This is a genomic window from Actinomadura scrupuli, from assembly GCF_050971785.1.
GTDB classification, from domain to species: Bacteria; Actinomycetota; Actinomycetes; order Streptosporangiales; family Streptosporangiaceae; genus Actinomadura_E; species Actinomadura_E scrupuli.
Genome location: NZ_JBPCCU010000011.1, coordinates 200,595 through 220,598, shown reverse-complemented (window position 1 = coordinate 220,598; position 20,004 = coordinate 200,595). Strand labels below are relative to the sequence as shown.

19 protein-coding genes are annotated in these 20,004 nt (G+C 72.3%); 11 read left to right on the top strand and 8 right to left on the bottom strand.

The features are described 5' to 3' along the window. Positions 1-11: 11 nt before the first annotated feature. The 8 genes from ACRYCC_RS37080 to ACRYCC_RS37045 all read left to right on the top strand — a co-directional run bounded on the left by ACRYCC_RS37080 (position 12) and on the right by ACRYCC_RS37045 (position 9,165). Positions 12-1,142, top strand: coding sequence for a D-alanine--D-alanine ligase family protein (locus tag ACRYCC_RS37080; protein WP_433818735.1), 1,131 nt, complete (start codon positions 12-14; stop codon positions 1,140-1,142). A gap of 235 nt (positions 1,143-1,377) precedes the next feature. Then, positions 1,378-2,892: a DUF4331 domain-containing protein gene (locus tag ACRYCC_RS37075; protein WP_433818734.1), complete on the top strand. Its 1,515-nt coding sequence runs from the start codon at positions 1,378-1,380 to the stop codon at positions 2,890-2,892. Positions 2,893-2,965: 73 nt separating this feature from the next. Further along, on the top strand, positions 2,966-4,348 hold the full coding sequence (locus ACRYCC_RS37070; protein WP_433818733.1) for a tetratricopeptide repeat protein: 1,383 nt from the start codon (positions 2,966-2,968) through the stop codon (positions 4,346-4,348). After that, the gene (locus tag ACRYCC_RS37065) at positions 4,345-5,850 is read left to right on the top strand and encodes a nickel/cobalt transporter (protein WP_433818732.1); all 1,506 of its coding nucleotides are present in this window, start codon (positions 4,345-4,347) and stop codon (positions 5,848-5,850) included. Before ACRYCC_RS37070 ends, ACRYCC_RS37065 begins: the two co-directional genes overlap by 4 nt. Before the next feature lie 83 nt (positions 5,851-5,933). Beyond that, positions 5,934-6,524 carry an ECF RNA polymerase sigma factor SigK gene (sigK, locus tag ACRYCC_RS37060; protein WP_433818731.1) on the top strand — a complete coding sequence of 197 codons (591 nt, stop codon included), beginning with the start codon at positions 5,934-5,936 and terminating at the stop codon, positions 6,522-6,524. Continuing rightward, the gene (locus ACRYCC_RS37055) at positions 6,524-7,354 is read left to right on the top strand and encodes an anti-sigma factor (protein ID WP_433818730.1); all 831 of its coding nucleotides are present in this window, start codon (positions 6,524-6,526) and stop codon (positions 7,352-7,354) included. The genes sigK and ACRYCC_RS37055 overlap by 1 nt, the downstream gene beginning before the upstream one ends. Positions 7,355-7,416: 62 nt before the next feature. Beyond that, positions 7,417-8,520, top strand: a complete 1,104-nt coding sequence (locus tag ACRYCC_RS37050) for a serine/threonine-protein kinase (RefSeq protein WP_433818729.1) — start codon at positions 7,417-7,419, stop codon at positions 8,518-8,520. A 45-nt stretch (positions 8,521-8,565) separates the two neighbouring features. Next, positions 8,566-9,165, top strand: coding sequence for a TetR/AcrR family transcriptional regulator (locus ACRYCC_RS37045; RefSeq protein WP_433818728.1), 600 nt, complete (start codon positions 8,566-8,568; stop codon positions 9,163-9,165). A 16-nt stretch (positions 9,166-9,181) separates the two neighbouring features. Here ACRYCC_RS37045 and ACRYCC_RS37040 read toward each other — a convergent pair whose 3' ends face one another. Continuing rightward, entirely contained in the window at positions 9,182-10,021 is an 840-nt protein-coding gene (locus ACRYCC_RS37040; RefSeq protein WP_433818727.1) for an oxidoreductase, read from the bottom strand. Between the two features lie 253 nt (positions 10,022-10,274). Between ACRYCC_RS37040 and ACRYCC_RS37035 the strand changes: the two genes are divergently transcribed. After that, the gene (locus ACRYCC_RS37035; RefSeq protein ID WP_433818726.1) at positions 10,275-10,979 is read left to right on the top strand and encodes an acetamidase/formamidase family protein; all 705 of its coding nucleotides are present in this window, start codon (positions 10,275-10,277) and stop codon (positions 10,977-10,979) included. A 630-nt stretch (positions 10,980-11,609) separates the two neighbouring features. Here ACRYCC_RS37035 and ACRYCC_RS37030 read toward each other — a convergent pair. The 6 genes from ACRYCC_RS37030 to ACRYCC_RS37005 all read right to left on the bottom strand — a co-directional run bounded on the left by ACRYCC_RS37030 (position 11,610) and on the right by ACRYCC_RS37005 (position 16,490). Beyond that, complete coding sequence (locus ACRYCC_RS37030; RefSeq protein ID WP_433818725.1) at positions 11,610-12,245, bottom strand: NYN domain-containing protein; 636 nt, start codon at positions 12,243-12,245, stop codon at positions 11,610-11,612. 201 nt (positions 12,246-12,446) lie between these two features. After that, positions 12,447-12,812 carry a carboxymuconolactone decarboxylase family protein gene (locus tag ACRYCC_RS37025; protein ID WP_433818724.1) on the bottom strand — a complete coding sequence of 122 codons (366 nt, stop codon included), beginning with the start codon at positions 12,810-12,812 and terminating at the stop codon, positions 12,447-12,449. 76 nt (positions 12,813-12,888) lie between these two features. Beyond that, a complete protein-coding gene (locus ACRYCC_RS37020; RefSeq protein WP_433818723.1) occupies positions 12,889-13,800 on the bottom strand; it encodes an NAD(P)-dependent oxidoreductase in 912 nt (303 codons plus the stop codon). Beyond that, positions 13,797-14,531 (bottom strand): SDR family oxidoreductase, encoded by a 735-nt coding sequence (locus tag ACRYCC_RS37015; protein WP_433818722.1) that lies wholly within the window; start codon positions 14,529-14,531, stop codon positions 13,797-13,799. Before ACRYCC_RS37015 ends, ACRYCC_RS37020 begins: the two co-directional genes overlap by 4 nt. 175 nt (positions 14,532-14,706) lie before the next feature. Beyond that, positions 14,707-15,903 carry a cytochrome P450 gene (locus ACRYCC_RS37010; RefSeq protein WP_433818721.1) on the bottom strand — a complete coding sequence of 399 codons (1,197 nt, stop codon included), beginning with the start codon at positions 15,901-15,903 and terminating at the stop codon, positions 14,707-14,709. A 5-nt stretch (positions 15,904-15,908) separates the two neighbouring features. Beyond that, complete coding sequence (locus ACRYCC_RS37005) at positions 15,909-16,490, bottom strand: TetR family transcriptional regulator (protein ID WP_433818720.1); 582 nt, start codon at positions 16,488-16,490, stop codon at positions 15,909-15,911. 470 nt (positions 16,491-16,960) lie between these two features. Between ACRYCC_RS37005 and ACRYCC_RS37000 the strand changes: the two genes are divergently transcribed. Beyond that, entirely contained in the window at positions 16,961-18,349 is a 1,389-nt protein-coding gene (locus tag ACRYCC_RS37000; protein ID WP_433818719.1) for a PucR family transcriptional regulator, read from the top strand. On the opposite strand, the gene ACRYCC_RS36995 is transcribed toward ACRYCC_RS37000, so the two are convergent. Next, positions 18,329-18,973 (bottom strand): TetR/AcrR family transcriptional regulator, encoded by a 645-nt coding sequence (locus ACRYCC_RS36995; protein WP_433818718.1) that lies wholly within the window; start codon positions 18,971-18,973, stop codon positions 18,329-18,331. The genes ACRYCC_RS37000 and ACRYCC_RS36995 overlap by 21 nt on opposite strands. 181 nt (positions 18,974-19,154) lie before the next feature. Between ACRYCC_RS36995 and ACRYCC_RS36990 the strand changes: the two genes are divergently transcribed. Continuing rightward, entirely contained in the window at positions 19,155-20,000 is an 846-nt protein-coding gene (locus tag ACRYCC_RS36990; protein WP_433818717.1) for an SDR family NAD(P)-dependent oxidoreductase, read from the top strand. The last annotated feature ends 4 nt before the right edge of the window (positions 20,001-20,004 follow it).

The window sequence follows — 20,004 nt, the reverse complement described above, 5'->3', positions numbered from 1 at the left end:
GGTCGTTCATCATGTTCGAGCGCCTTGCTGAGCCCAGCACCAAGATTCGCGTCGCCGTCGTGTTCGGCGGGCGCAGTTCCGAGCACGCCATCTCCTGCGTCACCGCAGGTAGCGTGATGGCAGCCATCGACCGGGACCGCTACGAGGTCATCCCGGTCGGTATCGCCCGTGACGGCCGCTGGGTGCTCGCCTCCGGCGATCAGCGCCTGGCCATCGAGGACGGCCGGCTGCCGGAGGTCTCCGGGGACGGCGCCGCGCTGGCGCTGCCCTTCGACCCGTCGGCCCGCGGGCTGGTGGCCCTGGAGCCGGGGGCCGTCCCCCGTGCCCTCGGCGAGGTCGATGTCGTGCTGCCCCTGCTGCACGGCCCCTACGGCGAGGACGGCACCATCCAGGGCATGTTCGACCTGGCCGGGATCCGCTATGTGGGCGCCGGAGTGCTGTCCAGCGCCGTCGGCATGGACAAGGCCTTCATGAAGATGGTCTGGCAGGCGCGCGGGCTGCCGGTCGGGCCGTACGTGATCGTCACCGAGCGGGAATGGCGGCGCGAGCGCAGGCGGAAGCTGGACGAGATCAAGACACTCGGCCGCCCGGTCTTCGTCAAGCCTGCCCGCGCCGGGTCCAGCATGGGCATCACCCGCGTCGACGGCGACTCCGACGAGGTGCTGGAGGCGGCGGTCGAGGCCGCCCGCGAGCACGACCCCAAGGTCATCGTCGAGGCGGGCATCGACGGGCGCGAGATCGAGTGCGGCGTCCTGCAGGGCCTGGACGACGGCCCGCCGGAGGCCAGCCTGCCCGCCGAGATCATCATGGCCGGGAAGCACGACTTCTACGACTTCGAGACCAAGTACCTCGACGGGGCCACCTCGCTGGCGATCCCGGCGAAGCTGCCCGACGCGGTGATCGAGGAGATCCGCCGGCTCGCCGTACGGGCCTTCGAGGCGCTCGACGGGGAGGGCCTCAGCCGGGTCGACTTCTTCTACACCAGCGACTCGCGGCTGCTGCTCAACGAGATCAACACCATGCCCGGGTTCACCCCGACCTCGGCGTTCCCCCAGATGTGGGCCGCCACCGGCGTGGACTACCCGGCGCTGGTCGACCGCCTCATCCAGACGGCGCTGCAGCGGCCGCTGGGCCTGCGCTAGCCGTACCGCCCGCCGAGAAGGCCGGGACCGGGTTCGTACCGGTCCCGGCCCCGGCGTATGTCCGGGCGGTGACGGCTCGCGCCTCCCGATCCGGCGTTGGATGTCCTCGGGCGGATGAAAGTTCGCGGATGGCCCGATCAGGCCACATTCCCATCCATTTGGCGAGCAGCTTCGAAATGCGGGCGACAGCGGTGTCCGGGCATGGACACCCACCGACTCGCCAAAGGAAGCCACGATGTCACCACTCGCATCGGCCCGGTTCCGGGCCACCGCGCTGGTCGCCGCGGGCGTCGCGCTCGTCGCCGGGGGACTCACCGGAGCCACCGCCGGCCTGGCCCCGGGCCACGCCGGCGCCTCCAGCCACCGCGAGGCGCCGCTCATCTCCGGGCAGCCGCAGTACGACAACACCGACGTCTACGCCTTCGTCAGCCCCGACAAGCCGGACACCACCACGCTGGTCGCGAACTGGATCCCGTTCGAGGACCCGGCCGGGGGGCCGAACTTCTACAAGTTCGCCACCGACGCCCGCTACGACATCAACATCGACAGCGACGGCGACTCGCAGACCGACCTGACCTACCGCTGGACCTTCAAGGACAACTACCGCAACCAGAAGACCTTCCTCTACAACACCGGCCCGGTGAAGAGCCTGGACGATCCCAACCTCAACTTCTTCCAGACCTACGACCTGACGCTGATCCACCGGGTGAACGGCACCGCGACGTCGCTGCGGACGCTCGCGCAGAACGTGCCGGTCGCCCCCTCCAACGTCGGCAAGGCCTCGATGCCCGACTACGGGACGTTGCGGGCCCAGGCGCTCAAGCAGCTCAGCACCGGCGGCCAGGTCTTCGCCGGCCAGGCCGAGGACCCGTTCTTCCTCGACCTGCGGGTCTTCGACCTGCTGTACGGCGGTGACCTGTCGGAGGTCGGCAACGACACGTTGCGCGGCTACAACGTCAACACCGTCGCGCTCCAGGTTCCCACCAAGGTCCTCGCGCCGAACCAGCCGATCATCGGGGTCTGGTCGAGCACCCAGCGGCGCACCGCCGCCGGCTGGTCCACGCAGGTGTCCCGGCTGGGCATGCCGCTGGTCAACGAGGTCGTCATCCCGCTCAAGGACAAGGACAAGTTCAACGCCTCCATCCCCTGGCACGACGCCCAGTTCGGCCAGTACGTCACCGACCCCGAGCTGCCCAAGCTCATCCAGGGCGTCTACAAGATCCCCGCACCCCCGGCACCGCGCAACGACCTGGTCCAGGTCTTCCTGACCGGGGTTCCCGGGCTGAACCAGCCGCCGAACGTGCGGCCGGCCGAGCTGATGCGGCTCAACACCTCGATCCCGCCGAGCAAGGACCCCAAGCGGCTCGGTGTGCTCGCGGGTGACAAGGCGGGCTACCCGAACGGCCGCCGGCTCGCCGACGACGTGGTCGACATCTCGCTGCAGGTCGTCGAGGGCAAGCTGCTGGGCAAGAAGACCGACCTCGGCGACGGCGTGGACGTCAACGACCAGCGTTTCGGCACCACGTTCCCGTACGTCGCGCTGCCGAACTCCGGCTCGGGTGTGCGTGGCGCGACCAAGCCGGCCTCGTTCAAGAGCGGCGCCGGTGGGATCAACGCCGGTCCGGTGGCCGACAACCGGGCCGCGGGCGGGTCCCCGATCCTGCCGATCCTCGCCATCGGCGCGGGCGCGGTCTTCCTCGGCGGCAGCGGCGCCATCTGGTGGCGGCGGCGCCGGTCCCTGTCCAGCTGATCCCCATCCCCCCGGCCCGGCCGCGCGCTTCGACCAGGCGCGGCCGGCGCCGACACCACGGAGGTGAAACACCATGGGCCACCTGACGCGGGGACGCCCCGCCAGGCCCCGGCCGACCGTGCGGCGCCGCGTGACGCGGCGCCTGCCGGCCGCCGGCCTGGTGGTCGCGCTGGCCGCCGGGCTGACGCTGATCGCCACCGCGACGCTCGGCGCGAAACCCGGCCCGCCGGCGGGGACCGGGCCGGTCACCGCCGCCGCGTTCCAGCAGGCGGCGGCCACGAGCGCCGGTGCCGAGCGGCTGCAACGGCATCTGCGCGAGCAGCCGCGCGACCACACCGGCTGGGCGACGCTCGGGCTGGTCTACGTCGAGCGGGCCCGGCTGACCGCCGACCCGGCGTACTACCCCAAGGCCGCCGCCGCCCTCGACCGGGCCCTGCGGCTGCGCCCCGTGGACAACGACGCCGCCCACGCGGGGCTGGCCGCGCTCGCCGCCGCCCGCCACGACTTCGGCACGGCCCTGGCCGAGGCCGACCGGGCGCTGGCCGTCAACCCCTACGGTGCCCGCGCGCTGGCCGTGCGCGTCGACGCCCTCGTCGAGCTCGGGCGTTACCCCGAGGCGATGCGCGCGGCCCGGCACGCCGACTCCGTCGCACCGGGGATCCCGGTGTTCACCCGGCTGGCCTACGTGAACGAGCTGTACGGGCGGACCGCCGAGGCCCGCCGGGTCCTGCGGCTCGCCGCCGAGTCGGCCACCGACCCGGGCGACCTCGCGTACGTCCACACCCAGCTCGGCGACCTCGCCTGGAACCAGGGCGACTACCCCGCGGCGGACCGCGACTTCGCCGCCGCGCTGCGGGCCGACCCCGCCTACCTGGCTGCGCTCGACGGTCGGGCCCGGGTCCGGGAGGCCCGCGGCGACGTTGCGGGCGCACTCGCGGACCGGCGGACCGTGGTGGCGAAACTGCCGCTGCCGGGCTACCTGACCGGGCTCGGTGACCTGCTGCAGGCGCAGGGGAGGACAGAGGAGGCCCGCGCGCAGTACGCCGTCGCCGGCGTCTGGGCCCGGCTGGCCAGGACCGGCGGCGTGGCGACCGATCTGGAGACCGCGCTGTTCGCGGCCGACCACGGCGACCGGGCGGAGTCGCTGCGCGCGGCGCGGGCCGAGTGGGCCAGGCGGCACAGCGTGCACGTCGCCGACGCGCTCGCCTGGGCACTGCACGTCAACGGCCGCGACGCGGAGGCCCTCGGCTACGCGCGCCGGGCGGCCGCCGGGCCCGGTACCGGCTACCGCAACGCGGCCTTCCTCTACCACCTGGGCATGATCGAGAAGGCGCTCGGCAGGCGGACCGACGCCCGGCGCGACCTGACGGCGGCGCTCCGCCGCAACCCGCACTTCTCACCCCTGTACGTCCCCCAGGCGAAGAGCGCCCTGGCCGCCTTGGGAGCCGGATCATGATCGGATCGGTGGTGATGGCGGGGGTGCTCGCCGGTACGGCGCTCGCGCCGCAGCATCCGCTGGGCAACTTCACGGTGAACCGCTACGACGGGCTCGTGGTCGCGCCGCACGAACTGCGGATCGACCACGTCCAGGACCTCGCCGAGATCCCGGCGGCGCAGGTCGCGCAGGACGGGGCCGGCCTGACGGCGTGGGGCGCCAGGACCTGTGGCCAGGTGGCCGCGGCCTTCCAGATCACGGTGGACGGGCGGGCCGCCGCCGCGACGGTGCGCGCCTCGTCCGCCCGGATCCGGCCGGGACAGGCCGGGCTGCCCACAGTGCGGCTGGAGTGCGGGATCGGCGCGCCGCTCGCGGTGGCCCCCGGCGGTTCGGTCGTCGTGTTCCGCGACCCCGGGGCGGCGGATCGGATCGGCTGGCACGAGATCACCGCGAACGGCGACCGGATGACCGTGGACGCCGGGGGCGTGCCCCGGTCGTCGCGGAGCGGCCGGCTGACCGCCTACCCGCAGGACCTGCTGGACTCGCCGCTCGACCAGCGTGCCGCGACGCTCAAGGTGACGCCCGGCGGGCCGCCGCTGGCGGCCGGTCCCGGCGGTCCCGGCGCGGCGGGCGGCTCCGGCGGGGGCGCGCAGCGGGTGCTGCCGCGCGGCGTGGACCGGCTCACCGAGGCCTTCACCGGCCTGGTCGGCCGCCGCGACCTGACCCCGGGCTTCGCGCTGCTGGCCCTGCTCATCGCGGTGGCCCTCGGGGCGGTGCACGCCCTGGCGCCCGGGCACGGCAAGACCATCATGGCGGCGCAGGCGGTGAGCCGCGGCCGCCGCTCGCTGCGGGACGTCCTCGTCCTGGGCCTCACCGTCACCCTGACCCACACCGCGGGAGTGCTCGTCCTCGGACTGCTGGTGGCGAGCGGGTCCGCCCTGGCGACCCCGGCGGTGTTCCCCTGGCTCGGTGCCGCCAGCGGTGCACTGGTCACGGTGGCCGGGCTGTCCCTGCTGCGCCGCGCCCTCCGCCATGGCCACGGTCACGGGCATGGGCACGGCCACGGTCATGCGCACGGGCACGGCCACGGCCATGCGCACGGGCATGGGCATGGGCACGGCCATGCGCACGGCCATGGGCACGGTACGGAATCGAAAGGCGGGGAGGGGGGAGCACCCGATCCGGGGGTACCGAGACGCGGGACGGTGCTGCTCATGGGGTTCGCCGGTGGCCTGCTGCCGAGCCCTTCCGCGGTCGTGGTGCTGCTCGGCGCCGGTGCGCTCGGGCACGCCTGGTTCGGGGTGCTGCTCGTGCTGGCCTACGGGATCGGGCTCGCGCTCACCCTGACCTCGATCGGCGTGTTCATCACCGGCTCGGGTCGCTGGCTCGCCGTACGGCTGCCCACGATGCGGTTCCGGGCGGGCCGGACCGCCACGGCACTGCTTCCGGCGGGTTCGGCGGCCCTGGTCATGCTGCTCGGCCTCGGCCTGGCGATGCGCAGCCTGACGACGGCGCTCGGGTGACTGGCCCCCGTTTCCAGAAAGGGTTCCCCAGGATGCTGAGCCGTGCGTACGATCCCGGAAAGGCGACCCGCGGGGGGCCAGCGATGCCAGTGCCGCGCAAGCCCGGATCGGCGCAGCGTGCGACGACCCGGGCCGCGGATCTCGACGCCCTGCTCGGCCGGGTCGCCGACGGCGACACCCGGGCGTTCGAGCAGCTCTACGACGAGACCGCGGCCGGCGTCTTCGGCATGGCGGTCCGCGTGCTGCGCGACCGCGCCCAGGCCGAGGAGGTCGCGCAGGAGGTCCTGGTCGAGGTCTGGCGGACGGCCGCCCGCTACGATCCGGCCCGCGGCGGTGCGATGTCCTGGATCATGACGCTCGCGCATCGCCGCGCTGTCGACCGGGTGCGTGCCGCCCAGGCGTCGGCCGACCGGGAGGACCGGGCGGCCCGGCGGGACGCGCCCGCCCCGTCCGACTCGGTCGCCGACCTCGTCCTGGACCGGCTGGACCGGCAGCGCGTGCGGGACTGCCTCGGCAACCTCACCGGCCCGCAACGCGAGTCCATCACGCTGGCCTATTACGACGGGTACACCTACCGTGAGGTCGCGGAGCGGGTCGGCAGCCCGCTCGGCACCATCAAGGCCCGTATGCGCGACGGCCTGATCCGGCTCCGGGACTGCCTGGGGGAGGTGTGATGAGCGACGACGACCACGCCCTCGCGGGTCCGTACGCGCTCGGCGCGCTCGCCGACGAGACGGAACGGCTCGCGTTCGAGGAGCATCTCGCCCGCTGTGAGGTGTGCGCCGAGGAGGTGGGCGGGCTGCTGGCCACGTCCGCGGTGCTCGGCCGCGCGGTCGCGCTCCCCCCGCCGGCCGCCCTGCGCGATCGGGTCCTCGCCGAGATCGGCCGGGTCCCGCAGGCCCCGCGGGCATCGGCCCGGCCCGCCCCGGCTTCGCCCGGTCAGGCCCCGCCCGACTCCGCGCACCGTCCCGCTCGACCCGAAACCGCGCGGCCGGGCGGCACCGGCCCGGCGCGGCGTCCGGTCCGGCGGCTGGTCCGGCTGCCGTCGGGACGGTCCCGGCTCGCCGCTGCGGGGCTGGCCGCCGGCCTGCTGGTGGCGGTGGGCGCCGGGGCCGTCGCGGTCCGCGCCCAGCAGCGGCTGGACGAGGTGCGGGCCGCCGACCGGTCCATCGCTGCGGTGCTGTCCGCTCCGGACGCCCGTACCAGGACCGGGGCGGCGCCGGGCGGCGGCACCGTCACCATGGTGGTGTCGGCCTCCCGGCAGCGGGTCGTCGTCGCGTCGACCGGGCTGCTCGCGCTGCCGGCTTCGAAGACCTACGAGCTGTGGACGATGGGCGCGTCCGGGGTCCGGCCGGCCGGGCTGTTGCGCGCGGATGCCACCGGTCACATCCGTCCTTCGGTGGCGAGCGTGCCTCCCGGAGCCGACCGGGTGGGCATGACCGTGGAGCCCGCCGGTGGCTCGCCGCAGCCCACCACCCAGCCGATCGTCGTGCTGACGATCTAGGTGACCGCCCGTGGCCGCCGCGTGGTCCCGGGCCCGGGACAGACCTGACGGGAGTGTGGTCCATGAACGGCCGGCTGGAGGGACAGCCCGTCCATGACGTACGGCCGCAGCCGCTCACTGAGGACGATCCGGTGGCCGTCGGGCCCTACGAGATCGTCGGGCGGCTGGGCGAGGGCGGGATGGGCTCGGTCTACCTGGGCCGGTCACCCGTGGGGGTCGCCGCCGCGGTCAAGCTCATCCGCCCGGAGCTGGCCCAGGACGAGGGGTTCCGGCGGCGCTTCGCCGCGGAGGTGGACAACGCCCAGCGGGTCGCGTCGTTCTGCACGGCCGCGGTGCTCGGGCACGGGCGACACGGCGACCGCCCCTATCTGGCCACCGAGTACATCGAGGGCCCGACGCTGCGGGCCTACGTCGCCGAGCAGGGCGCGTTGCCGCCGAGCACGCTGCAGAGCTTCGCGGTCGGGGTGGCCGCCGCGCTCACCGCGATCCACGCGGCCGGCCTGGTCCATCGTGATCTCAAGCCCTCCAACGTGATCCTGTCGGTCACCGGCCCGCGCGTCATCGACTTCGGCATCGCGAGGGCACTGGACGACTCGTCCTCGATGCTGACCGCCTCCGGGGAGGTGGTCGGCAGCCCGGGCTGGCTCGCTCCTGAACAACTGCTGCGGGACGTGACGCATCCCGCGGCGGACATCTACACCTGGGGATGCCTGGTCGCCTACGCGGGGAGGGCACGGCACCCGTACGGCTCGGGTGACGTGGCGGCGATGTCCAGCCGGGCGCTGCACGCGGAGCCGGCGCTGGACGGGCTGCCCGAGCCGATCGCGCGGCTCGTCGAGACCGCGATGGCCAAGGATCCCCGGCTGCGGCCCACGGCCCGGCAGTTGCTGCTCACGCTGGTCGGAGGCTCGGTGCCGGCCGCCGACGCGGTCTCCGGCCCGCCCTCCGAGGCGGACCCCACGGCTCTCCTGGCCGCCGCGACCCGGCTCGACCTCGCGCCCCCGGCGGGCTTCGCTCCCGCACCGGACGAGCCGGGACTCACCGCGGTCGCGCCCTCTCCCGACCCCGTCGAGCCCGGCCGCGGCCGCAGGCTCCTGCTCGGTGGGCTGATCTTCGTGCTGGGTCTGGCCCTGCTGGTGGCCGGAGCCCTGGCGCTGCCCCGCTGACCGCGACCGCCCGCTCAAATAAACGGTTAGATGTATCGTGAGGGCATGTCACGCCCGACTTCCACGCCCCGGATCCGCGACGCGGAAGCCACCAAGGCCCGGCTTCTGCAGGCCGCGACCGACGAGTTCGCCGCCTACGGCATCGCCGGTGCCCGGGTGGACCGCATCGGGGCGGCGGCGAAGGCCAACAAGGCGCTGATCTACTCCTACTTCGGCAACAAGGACCAGCTCTTCGACGTGGTCATGGACACCCATGTCGCGAGGGTCCTCGACCAGGTGCCCTTCACCGCCGAGGATCTGCCCGGTTACGCCGGCCGGCTCTTCGACTTCCTCGCAGCCAACCCCCACCAGCTGCGGCTGGCCACCTGGCAGCGGCTCGAACGCGCCGGCACCGGCCACGATCCGGCGGGGCTGAGCGCGTCCATGCGCCGCAAGACCGAAGCGATCGCCCAGGCCCAGGCCCGGGGGCTGGTGGAGCCGGCCTTCGCCCCGGAGGACCTGGTGGCCTTCACGCTGGCCCTCGCCAACGCCTGGATGCCGACCAGCCCCACGGCGCCCACCGGGCTCGGTGAGGATCAGTACGACGCGCGCCGCGCCGCGGTCGTCGAGGCCGTACGCCGCCTCACCACGCCCCCGCCGCGCTGACCGGCGGTTTTCCGAGCTACGCGCCGGCCGGGAAGTCGGTGGACCGGCTGACCTCCGCCCACTGCCCGGCCTCCGCGGCGCGGGCGGCGGAGGATTCGCATGCGATCCGGACCGCGTCCGAGCCGAGCAGGAGGCGCAGCGGCGGCTCGTCGAGCCGGACGAGGCCGACGATGACCGCGGCCGCGCGGGCCGGATCTCCCGGTTGCCTGCCGTCGGTGGCCAGCCGGTAGTCGTTGATCGCGCCGACGGTCTGCGCGTAGTCGTCGCCCACCGGGGCGATGCGCATGGAGGACCCGCCCCAGTCGGTGCGGAACGCGCCGGGCTCGATGATGGTGACCTTGATGCCCAGCGGCCTGACCTCGTTGGCGAGGACCTCGGAGAAGCCCTCGACCGCGTACTTCGCGGTCTGGTAGGCGCCCATGCCGGGGGTGCCGCCGACGCGCCCGCCGATGGAGGAGAACTGCAGGAAGTGACCGGAGCGGCGCCCGCGCAGCACCGGCAGGGCGGCCTTGGTGACGTTGACGACGCCGAACAGGTTCGTCTCGATCTGCGCCCGGAAGTCCTCGTCCGTGGTCTCCTCGATCGCCGCGCTGTCGGCGTAGCCGGCGTTGTTGGCGACCACGTCGAGCGCGCCGAACTCGTCGACGGCGGTCCGGACCGCCGCGCGGGCGGCCTCGGGGTCGGTGACGTCGAGTGCCACCGCACGCACGCGGTCGCCGTACTTCTGCACGAGGGGATCCAGCTGCTCCGGGCGGCGGGCGGTCGCGACGACCGTGTCCCCGCTCTCCAGCACGGCCTGGGCGAGCTCCCGGCCGAGGCCGCGGGAACTGCCGGTGATGAGCCAGGTCTTCGTCATGAGATACCTCGGGACTTCGAAGGGTTGCCGTGCTCCGCAGCCTACAGTATCTAACTGTTTATTTGGTTAGCTGCTCGGTGAGCGGAGAATTACGCACCCTTAAGGGCCGCGAAACCGGACCGAAACAGGCCCGGCGGCACTATCTCCGTAGCTGTTCTCCTAGAAGGGACCTCCGTTGGTGCTGTCACTAGCCGCGCCGCCTGCCTCATCCGCGTGGCTGCGTCCGACCGTTCCCCAGCGGGACGCCCGCGCCGTGCCAGGCCACAACCGCTGGCATCCCGACATCCCGGCCGTCGCCGAGGTGATCTCCGGTGGGTCGGTACGGATGGAATGCCAGAGCCGCTGGGATCTCGACGAGCGCGATCCCAATGCCGACGCGATCCTGTGTGGCCCGCTCTCGGTCGTGGGAGCGCAGCCGGGCGATGTGATCGTGGTCGACATTCTGGCTCTCGGCCGCTCCGACGGCCGCTACGCGGGCGCCGCACATCCCGGCATCATCGGCTGCGCCCCCGGCGCCGAGTCCCTGAGGTCGGAGGAGACCGGGCTGGAACGGGCCGGGCTGGTGGAGTCCAGCTGGGTGGCGAACGGGCGGGGCGGAGAGACCGGCCCGATCGAGGACGGTTCGGACGGGGTGCTGCTCGGTCATGTCCGGCCGGGCCTGGCCGCGTACGAGCCCCTCGCCGCGCAGGCCGTACGGTCGGTGGAACGCGGACGTCAGATCGGCGGCTGCTCCATCGCCCGGCTCACCGCCGGATCGCGGATCATGCTGCCGGTGCACGCGCTCGGCGCCAAGCTCTCGGTCGGTGACCTGCACTTTCCCGAGGTGGAAACCGGGGACTGCCTCGACTCCGCCCGGGCCGGCTGGATCGACCTGCGGATCAACCTCACCAAACGCGGCGTCGAGCGTTTCCGGATCACCGGTCCGATGCTGATGCCCGACCCCAACCGGGCGGCCTAGTCCGGCACGCCCTGGGGCCGTTCGGGCCACGCCCACGACCTCGAACCAGGTCGCCTTGCCGGTCGGGGTCGGGAAGGTGCCGTGATCATCAGCCCCGCCCTCGTCTTCCCCCACGCGACCTGGCGCCGCTTCACCACCCAGGTCAAGACCGGGGCGGCCTGACCCCTAGCGCGATCCGCGGTGGGCCGGCCCCACCTCGCGAATGCCTATCCGTCTGTTCCAGAGCGGCCGGTCGGTGCCGTCTTCGAATCGCATTGCCCTGACCACCGATACGCGGCCGGGGGCGTGTGGTCGGAAGGTCGCCCGGGTTTCGAGCGGTGGGGTTGTCGTGACCACTGGTAGGCGGCTCGGGGTCGTGTGGTCCGGAGGTCGCCCGGGTGTTGATCGGCGCGTTCGCCGTGACCACCGATACGCGGCTTGGGGTCGCGTGGTCGCTCGGGTTCGTGTGGTCGCTCGGGTTCGGCCGTGTGGGTTTGCCGTGACCACCGATATGCGGCCTCGGGGCGCTCGGCCGGCAGGCCGCGCCAGGGTGGTCACGGCAAAGCGATGGGAGAACAGCACCCGCCCCGCCACCGGGCGCGAGAGCATGCACCACGACCTTGGCAGGGCCGTGGCCTTGATCTTTAAGGGTCAGTTCCAGTGCGCGGGTCGCTTGTAGACCAGCCCTGAAGGGCCCGGGACAGAGTCCGGCAGTTGCGACTGGCGAAGCGTCGCCTCGTCCAGGTGGCGTACTCCGTCGCACGCCCTGCGCAGCGCGTCCGACCTGCGCCCGGGCGGGAAGACGGTGATGATCCTTCGCTGCGGGGTGAGCCGCCGCATCGCCCGGATCCCCGGGCACAGATCGCTGTCGGCCGAGATCAGGACGGCGGTGTCGAAGAGATCGTTGACGCTGTCCTCGACCAGTGCCACCGCGATCGACACGTCCGTCTCCTTCTCCTCGTAACTCGTCCAGGTCGCACCACAAGATCGGCAATAGGGATGCTTTTGCTGGAAGCGGCCCAGGGTGACGTCGACGGTCGGACGCGTCCTCAGTGCTCTCAGGTAAAGCTTCTGGCGTGCGGCCGACTCCGGGTCATTGCGGACCGGAGCACTGAAGTAGCGGGCGGCGACGAGCGACTGTGGCGGCCGGATCAGCCGATGGCCCAGTGCTTCGAGGTCGAGCCACAGATATTTGCGGCCCCAGCGCCCGTGGATGCCGTGGTAGAGGTTGAAGCCGTCCACGTAGACCGCGACGCGGGTGGATTCTGAGTTCTGGTTGTTGGACACGGAGACCCTGGCCTATCCTGGTTGCATACCCCGCCAGGGACTACCCTCCCTGGCCCGACGGCCCCTCTTCGGAGGGGCCGTCCCATTTACCGGGCCTTTACTCTGCCAGAATCCTGTAGCAGAGTAGTCACGTTCCGTGATATTCCCGCTCGAAGGCTGCGGCATGGAGGCTCACTACGGGCCGAGGCCGAACGGACGGGCTCAGTGCTGCTTCTTCTCGTGCTTGGCGATGTACCGCTCGACCTGGGTGTTGAGCTTGGCGCCGAGCGGCCAGCCGATGTAGTGGGTGAGGAAGATGACGATCTCCCGGAGCTCGTCCGCGTCGAGTTCGCCGTTGTCCAGGGCCGCTGGGAGCTGGAGGTCCAGGACGTCGTTGAGCCCCTGACCGGCCAGCACTCCGATCAGCAGCAGTCGGCGTTCCCGCATGCTCAGACCGGGCCGGGTCCAGATGTCGCCGAACAGATGGTCCACGGTGATGCCGAAGAAGTCGCCCGGCGAGTCCCCGACCTCCCACCCGTACACCCGGCCCATCATCTCCAGGCCGCGCTCGCGCTGCTCATCGCCCACAGCGGCTTCCCTTCCGGAACATGGTCGGACGACCTCCAGGCGTGATCATGCAATCAATCGACGAACGATTGCATGATCACGGCGGGGGAGTGGGTTCGGGGGTGGGGGCTAGGCCTAGGCCGGTGGCGAACAGGTCGAGGGACATCCGGGCGAACGGGGTGTCGACGCCGAGCCCCTCCGCCATCTCGAGTGCCAGGGTCAGGTCCTTCTCGCCGAGGGCCTGCACGTGGCGCATGATCTCGTACAGCGGGTCCTGCGGGTCCAGCGGCTCGGTGCTCGACCGGAGCATGATCGACCCGGGTCCGCCCGTGATGGCGTCGGAGTGCCGCACCACCCGGCCCAGCTTGCGCAGCGAGACACCGGCGGCCTCGGCCAGCCGCTGCGCCTCGGCCGCGGCCGTGAAGGCGGCGAACTGCAGCAGGTTGCGGGCCAGTTTGAGGTGGGTGCCAGCTCCGACCGGGCCCACGTGCAGGACCAGACCGGCCCAGGCGCCGAACGGTTCCCGGCAGCGCTCGAAGGCCTCAACGGTGCCGCCGACCATGACCGCGAGGCTGCCGGCGGTCGCGCCGACGAAGCTGCCGCTGACCGGTGCGTCGACGACGTGGACGCCGTACGGTTGCGCCCGCGCGGCGAGCCGGATCGCCGTCTCGGCCCGGATGGTGGAGTGGATCGCGAGCACGGTGCCCGGCCGGGCCGCGGGGATGAGCTCCCCGGCCACCTCGTCGACCTGGTCGTCGTCGCGCACCATCACCGAGATGAGCTGGGCGGCACGGGCCACCTCGGCCGGGCCCGCGGCGCTCTTCGCGCCCAGGTCCACCAGCGGGGCCACCGCCTCGGCCCGGGTGTCGTACACGATCAGGCCGTACTCGCCCTTCGTCAGATGCGTCGCCATCGGCGCACCCATCTGGCCGAGCCCGATCCACCCGACGGTCCGAGCGCGTTCGGCCTCCGGGGGGCCGCCGTCACCGGGGGAAGCTCCGTCGATCACGCGCGGAACACCTCGCCGCCGTCGACGTTGAAGATCTGGCCGGTGATCCAGGAGGCCTCGTCCGAGAGCAGGAACAGGCACATCCCCACCAGGTCCTGCGGCGTGCCCATCCGCTTGATCGCCAGCTTGTCCTTCACGATCTTCTGCGACATGCCACCCGGGACGACCGTGCGATTGGCCTCGGTGTCGATCGGGCCGGGGGCGATCGCGTTGACCCGGATGCCCAGCGAACCCAGCTCGTGGGCGAGCTGCTGGGTGATGCCGTTGACGCCGACCTTGGCCAGCCCGTAGAAGCCGGCGTACTGCCAGGCGGCGGTGGAGGACTGATTGATGATCACACCGCCGCCCCGCTCCTGCATCGCCGGGTAGCAGGCCCGCGCGCAGAGCAGTGCGCCGTCCATGTTGACCGACATGAACTTCCGGTAGTAGTCCCAGTCCACGGTGAACAGGAAGTCCAGCTTCATCGTGCCGAAGATGGCGGCGTTGTTGACCAGGAAGTCGATGCCGCCGTAGTGCTCGACGGCCGCCGCCGCCAGTGCCCGCACCGAGGCGGGGTCGGAGACGTCGGTGTGGACGTACAGTCCCTTGATCTCATCGGCGACCGCCGCGCCCTTGTCGCTGAGGTCGGCCACCACGACGCTCGCGCCCTCGGCGGCGAGCGCCCGCGCGTAGGCCTCGCCGATGCCCTGTGCGGCGCCGGTCACGATCGCGACCTTGCCCTCGAACCTCATGGGGACTCCCTCCGCGATCGACTGGTCTCCAGGTCTTCCACGAGCCCGGCCATGTCCGGCGAGGACCGGGAAGGCCCGGAATCAAGCAAGCGGCCGATTGTTCTGGACACATGTCCAGACTACCGTTCACGCCAGGACGCAGCGCAAGGACCAAGCTGGAGAAATCGCCCCGAGGTCATGCGCGTACCACCTTGATGGGCAGGGTGGCGAAGCCGCGGACGTTGACCGAGTGCACCCGTACGGCGTTCGCGGCGTCGATCTCGTACGCCCTGACCTGGCGGGCGAACTCGGTCAGCGCGATGCGGGCCTCCAGCCGGGCCAGGTTGGCGCCGAGGCAGAAGTGCCGCCCCCCGCCGAAACTGATCAGCTGCGAGGTGTCCCGGTCGAGGTCGTAGACGTCGGGGTCGGTGAAGACCCGGGGATCACGGTTGGCGGAGCCGACGAGCAGCAGCATCCGGTCGCCCGCCGGCACGGTCTGCCCGTACAGCTCGGTGTCCTTGGTGACCGTGCGGGCGAGCATCTGGCTGGAGGTGTCGTAGCGAAGGGTCTCCTCCACCCAGTCGGGCACCCGGCCCGGGTCGTCGAGCGGCTTGGCGAGCTGGTCCGGATGCCGCCAGCCCCAGTAGAGGGAGTTGGCCAGCAGCTTGGTGGTGGTCTCGTTGCCCGCCACCACCATCAGGAAGAGGAAGGCGATGATCTCCTGCTCGTCGAGCCGGTCGCCGTCGGCCTCCGCCGCCAGCAGCGCGGAGGTCAGGTCCTGCGTCGCGTTCGCCTTCCGCGCGGCGACCATGTCCTGGTAGTAGCCGACCAGGGTCAGGGCGGCGTCCATGCCCGCGGGCGGGACGTCGTTGAGCCCCTCCTCGCGGTGCACGACCAGGTCGGCCAGCCGGCGCACCTCGTCCCGATCGGGCTCGGGAACGCCCATCATCTCGGAGATGACGTCCATCGGCAGTCTGCCGGCGAAGTCCCCGATCGCGTCGAACTCGCCGGCTTCCAGTGCCGGCTCCAGATAACGCCTGGTCAGGGCGAGGATGCCGGCCTCCAGGTCGCGCACCCGCCGGGGGGTGAAGCCCTTCGAGACCAGTGTCCGCATCCGGGTGTGCGTGGGCGGGTCGAGTGCCAGGAAGGACATCGTCCGGTGCGCCTTCGGGCTCCAGGCGCTGGGGTCCAGGGTGACCCCGTTGATGTTGGAGTACCGCTCGTGATCCCGGAAGGCGCCCGCCACGTCGGCGTGGCGGGAGAGCGCCCAGAAGCCGAGGTCGGTGTTGCGGTAGAGCGGTGCCTCCTCGCGGAGGCGGTGGTACGTGGGGTACGGGTCCTCGTGGATCACGTAGTCGTACGGGTTGTAGGAGACCTGGGGGGAGGGGTCCACGGCGGCTACCTCACGATCAGTCGAGCCACTTCGGAGAGCTGGCCCGCGATGGCGGTGTACGAGGTGTGACCCATACCGGCATGGACCATGGCACCGGTGTAGATCATTTCCAGCCCCGCGAGCACCCGGGGCTCGGGGTCCGCGCCGAGGGCGTCCAGCAGCCGGTGGCGGATGGCCACTCCGATGCGCGACCGCAGTTCCTGTACGTCGGGGTCGGAGCCGAGCATGGCGGTCGTGCAGGCCGCCGCCAGGGCGGGCTCGTCCGAGAGCAGCAGGGTGATCTCGCGCAGCACGGCGACCACCCGGTCGGCGGGCGGGTCATCATCGGCGGGGACCGGCGGGAGCGCCGTCAGCCGCCGCCAGAACACCTCGGTGATGAGGTGGTTCTTCGAGGCGAAATAGGTGTACGCCGTGGCGGCGGCGACTCCGGCCCGCCGGGCGACGTTGCGGACGGTCAGGCCGTCGTAGCCGGACTCGCGCAGCTCCTCGACGGCGGCGTCGGTCAGCCGGCGGACGGTATCGGCCTGCCGGTCGGTCAGCCGCCGCCGGGTGGGCTCGGTCATCACGCCGATCGATTTTCCGGACACATGTCCAGACGTTAGTTCAGGTGGTCGGGCGGCGCAAGGACGCGAGGTACGAAAGCGGCCTAGCCCGATCTGGTTCATCGCATGGCCGCTCCCTGGTGTCGCCGGCGCGGTCCCGTCGCTTCGGCGGCACCTGGGCGCGGGTACGGTGCCGTCCGCGAGGGACGACGACAGTACACGCCCGGCCAAGCTGTTCTGTCAATATTTTATCTGTTATTTGCTTTCTAGTCTGGCAGCCCGCCGCGACCGGCTCGGCGACGCCGCGGTCGTGACCAGGATGTTCGCTCGCCGATGCCCGTGCCGCGGGGCGGTTCCGGGTGGCCCGTAGCGGATCGGGGTCCGTTGACGGCGCTCCGCCCCGGCGTCTACCGTGTCGGCACTGCGGTCCCGCCCGGTGCGAAACCGGGCGAGACGCGGGCAGGGCGCGGGTCACCGGTTGCAGTATCGCGATTATTCATGATCGAGAGGCGGCCATGACCGACCCGACCTTGCAGACCCTGCCGGCCCCGCAGACGGGGCTCACCCCGCCCTGGTCCGTGCTCCCCGCGGGGCTGGCCGACGTATTGCGTCCGGAGGCGTGGGCGGTCGCCCAGGAGATCCTCGCGCAGCTCGGCACCGAGACCTCCGCGCTCGGCGCGCCGGCCGAAGGCGGCCTCGACGGCTCGCTCGCCGAGCAGCTCGTGCACCGGCTCGTCGATCTGATCGAGACCCCCGCCGACCCGCGCGCCCCCGCCTGCGACGGCCAGCGATGCGCGGGCGGTGCGGCTCCGTGCGGCCCGGCCTGTGCCGATGCCGGGGCGCTGTGCGCGGCCGGCCGCCTCGACCAGCGCGCCGGCCGTACGCCGGAGGCGGTCCGCCGTGACTACCGGATCGCCGCCCGGGTGTGCTGGCGGCGGTTCGCCGACGCCGCCCGCCGGGCCGGGCTGGACGTCGAGACCGTGCACGCCCTGGCGGAGGCGGTCTTCGTCTACTTCGACGGGCTGGCCGTGCACGGCCTGCGCGGCTATGCCCAGGCGCGGGACCGGGACGGCGACAGCCTGGACCGCCGCCGGCGCCGGCTGCTGTCGGCGCTGCTGGCCGAACAGCCGGGCGTCGCGTCCGAATCCCTCGCCAGGCTGGCGGGCGAGGCGCAGTGGCGGCTGCCCCGCACCGTCGCGGTCATCGCCCTCGACGCCCGATGGGGAGAGACGCACGCCGTCTCACCGCTGGTCGGCACCGACGTCCTGATGGACCTCGACCGCCGCGATCCCTGCCTGGTGGTGCCGGACGCCGACGGCCCCGGCCGCTTCGAGGCGCTGCGCCGTGCCTTCGACGGCACGGCCCTGGTGGCGATGGGCCCCAGTGTCCCGCTCGCGGAGGTCCCGCTCTCGCTGGTGCTCGCCCGTCAGGCCATCGGGCTGGCCCGCCGGGGCGTGCTGCCCGCCTCCGAGCTGATCCGCTGTGACCTGCACCTGCACACACTCATGATCTTCGGTGCCGAGGGCATCGTCCGGTTGCTCACCCGGCAGAGGTTCGCGCCGCTGGCCGGGCTCAAGCCCATGCAGCGGCAGCGGCTCACCGAGACCCTGCTGATCTGGCTCAGCACCGGCGGCAGCGCGCCCGACCTCGCCGATCGCCTGCACGTCCACCCGCAGACCGTCCGCTACCGGCTGCACCGGATCCAGAAACTGTTCGGCGACCTGCTCCGCGACCCCGTATGGAGGTTCCAGATGGAGATCGTGCTGTACGCCGAGGCGCTCGCCGCCCGCCAGGCCGAGCCTGTGGAGGGCGCCGGGCGGATGCTCGGCCCCGCGGCGCAGGCCCCTGCCCGGAGACGCGGAGGCCGGCCCGCCCCGGGACCGTCAGACCGGCTCCGCGCGTGACCGCCCGTCAGCGCCCGCCACCGGCCGCGACTGCGCGGCGAAAGCGGGCAGGACCCACCGGCGCAGGAACGGCCGGGGATCGCCGGGGACGGCGGGCCGCCCCGGCTCGGGAAGGAAGGAGTGCAGCAGCCGCAGCAGGTATTCCGCGAGGCCCGCCATGTCGTCCGGCCCGTATCCGTGCTCCCGCCAGTCAACCGGGAACCGCTCCAGCGTCGCCCGGGCAAAGGCCACCGAGAGCGGGGAGAACAGATCCTCGATCACCCCCGGGTCCGCACTGACCTCCATCAGCACCCCGACGAACGGCTCCCGGGGCAGCTCCTCGATGGTGAACGCCATCGCCTCGATCAGCGCCTCGCCGGGGTCCGTGACGGGGGCGATCTGATCGACCAGCCGGTCCAGGAACTCGCCGGCGGCGGTCAGCGTGGTGGCTTTCAGCAGGTCGCCGATGTTGCGGAAGTAGCGGTAGACGGTGGCCCGGGTCACGCCCAGCTCCGCGGCGACGTCGCTGAAGCCGGTGTGCCGCAGGCCCTGCCGTTCGACGCAGCGCTTGGTGGCGGCGATGATCCGTTGGCACGCGTCCTTGTCAGAGGCAGGCGGATCACCCTGCCACCCATGCGTCCGCATCCGCTCATTTCACCAGAGGCCGGGCGGCCACGGCCAGCCACGGGCACGACCCTGACCACCATCGACCTCCATATCTGGATAATTGATACTTGATGGACTGATGGACCTCGATTACGGTGCTTGCCTAGCCCACGGACAGTGCCGTCACGGTCGGGCTGCCGGGCGGGAGGCGGGAGATCTCATGCGCGAGTTCCACGGCAGGGTCGCGGTGGTGACGGGTGCGGGCAGCGGCATCGGGCGAGCGCTGGCGCTCAGGTTCGCCGCCGAGGGCATGAGCCTGGCCCTGGCCGACATCGAGGAAGGCCCCCTGGAGGGGACCCGGAAGACCGCGGCCGAGATCGGCGCCGAGGTCATCGCCCAGGTCACCGACGTGGGCGCGGAGGACTCGGTGACGGCGTTCGCCGAGCGCACGTTCGCCGAGCTGGGCGCGGTGCACCTGCTGTGCAACAACGCGGGCGTCTTCATGGGAGGCCGGCTCTGGACCCGCCCGGCCGCGGACTTCGAATGGGTCCTGCGGGTGAACCTGTGGGGCGTCCTGCACGGCGTGCGGGCCTTCGTGCCGCGCATGATCGAGCAGGACACCGAGGGGCACGTCGTCAACACCTGCTCGGTCGCGGGACTCTTCGCCGGCCCCGGCGCCGCCCCCTACACGGTGTCCAAGTGGGCCGCCTTCGCCGCGAGCCTCAGCCTGGCGCAGGAGCTGGCCCTGAGCGGATCGAGGCTGCGGGTCTCCGCGCTGTGTCCCGGCGGGGTGACGACCCGCATCCACGAGTCCGAGCGCACCCGGCCCGCGTCGCTCGGTACGGAGCCGGGCGAGGACTCGGCCTTCATGGAACAGATGATCGCGACCACCGTCGAACGGGGCATCTCCCCGGACATGGTGGCCGACCAGGTGGTGGAGGCGGTGCGGAGCGAGCGCTTCCTGGTCCTCACCCACCCCGCGTACGCCCCGGGACTGGCCGAGCAGGCCGAGGCCCTGGTGGCGGGCGGGCTGCCGCGCATGCCCGACTTCGAATGGACAGGATGAGCAC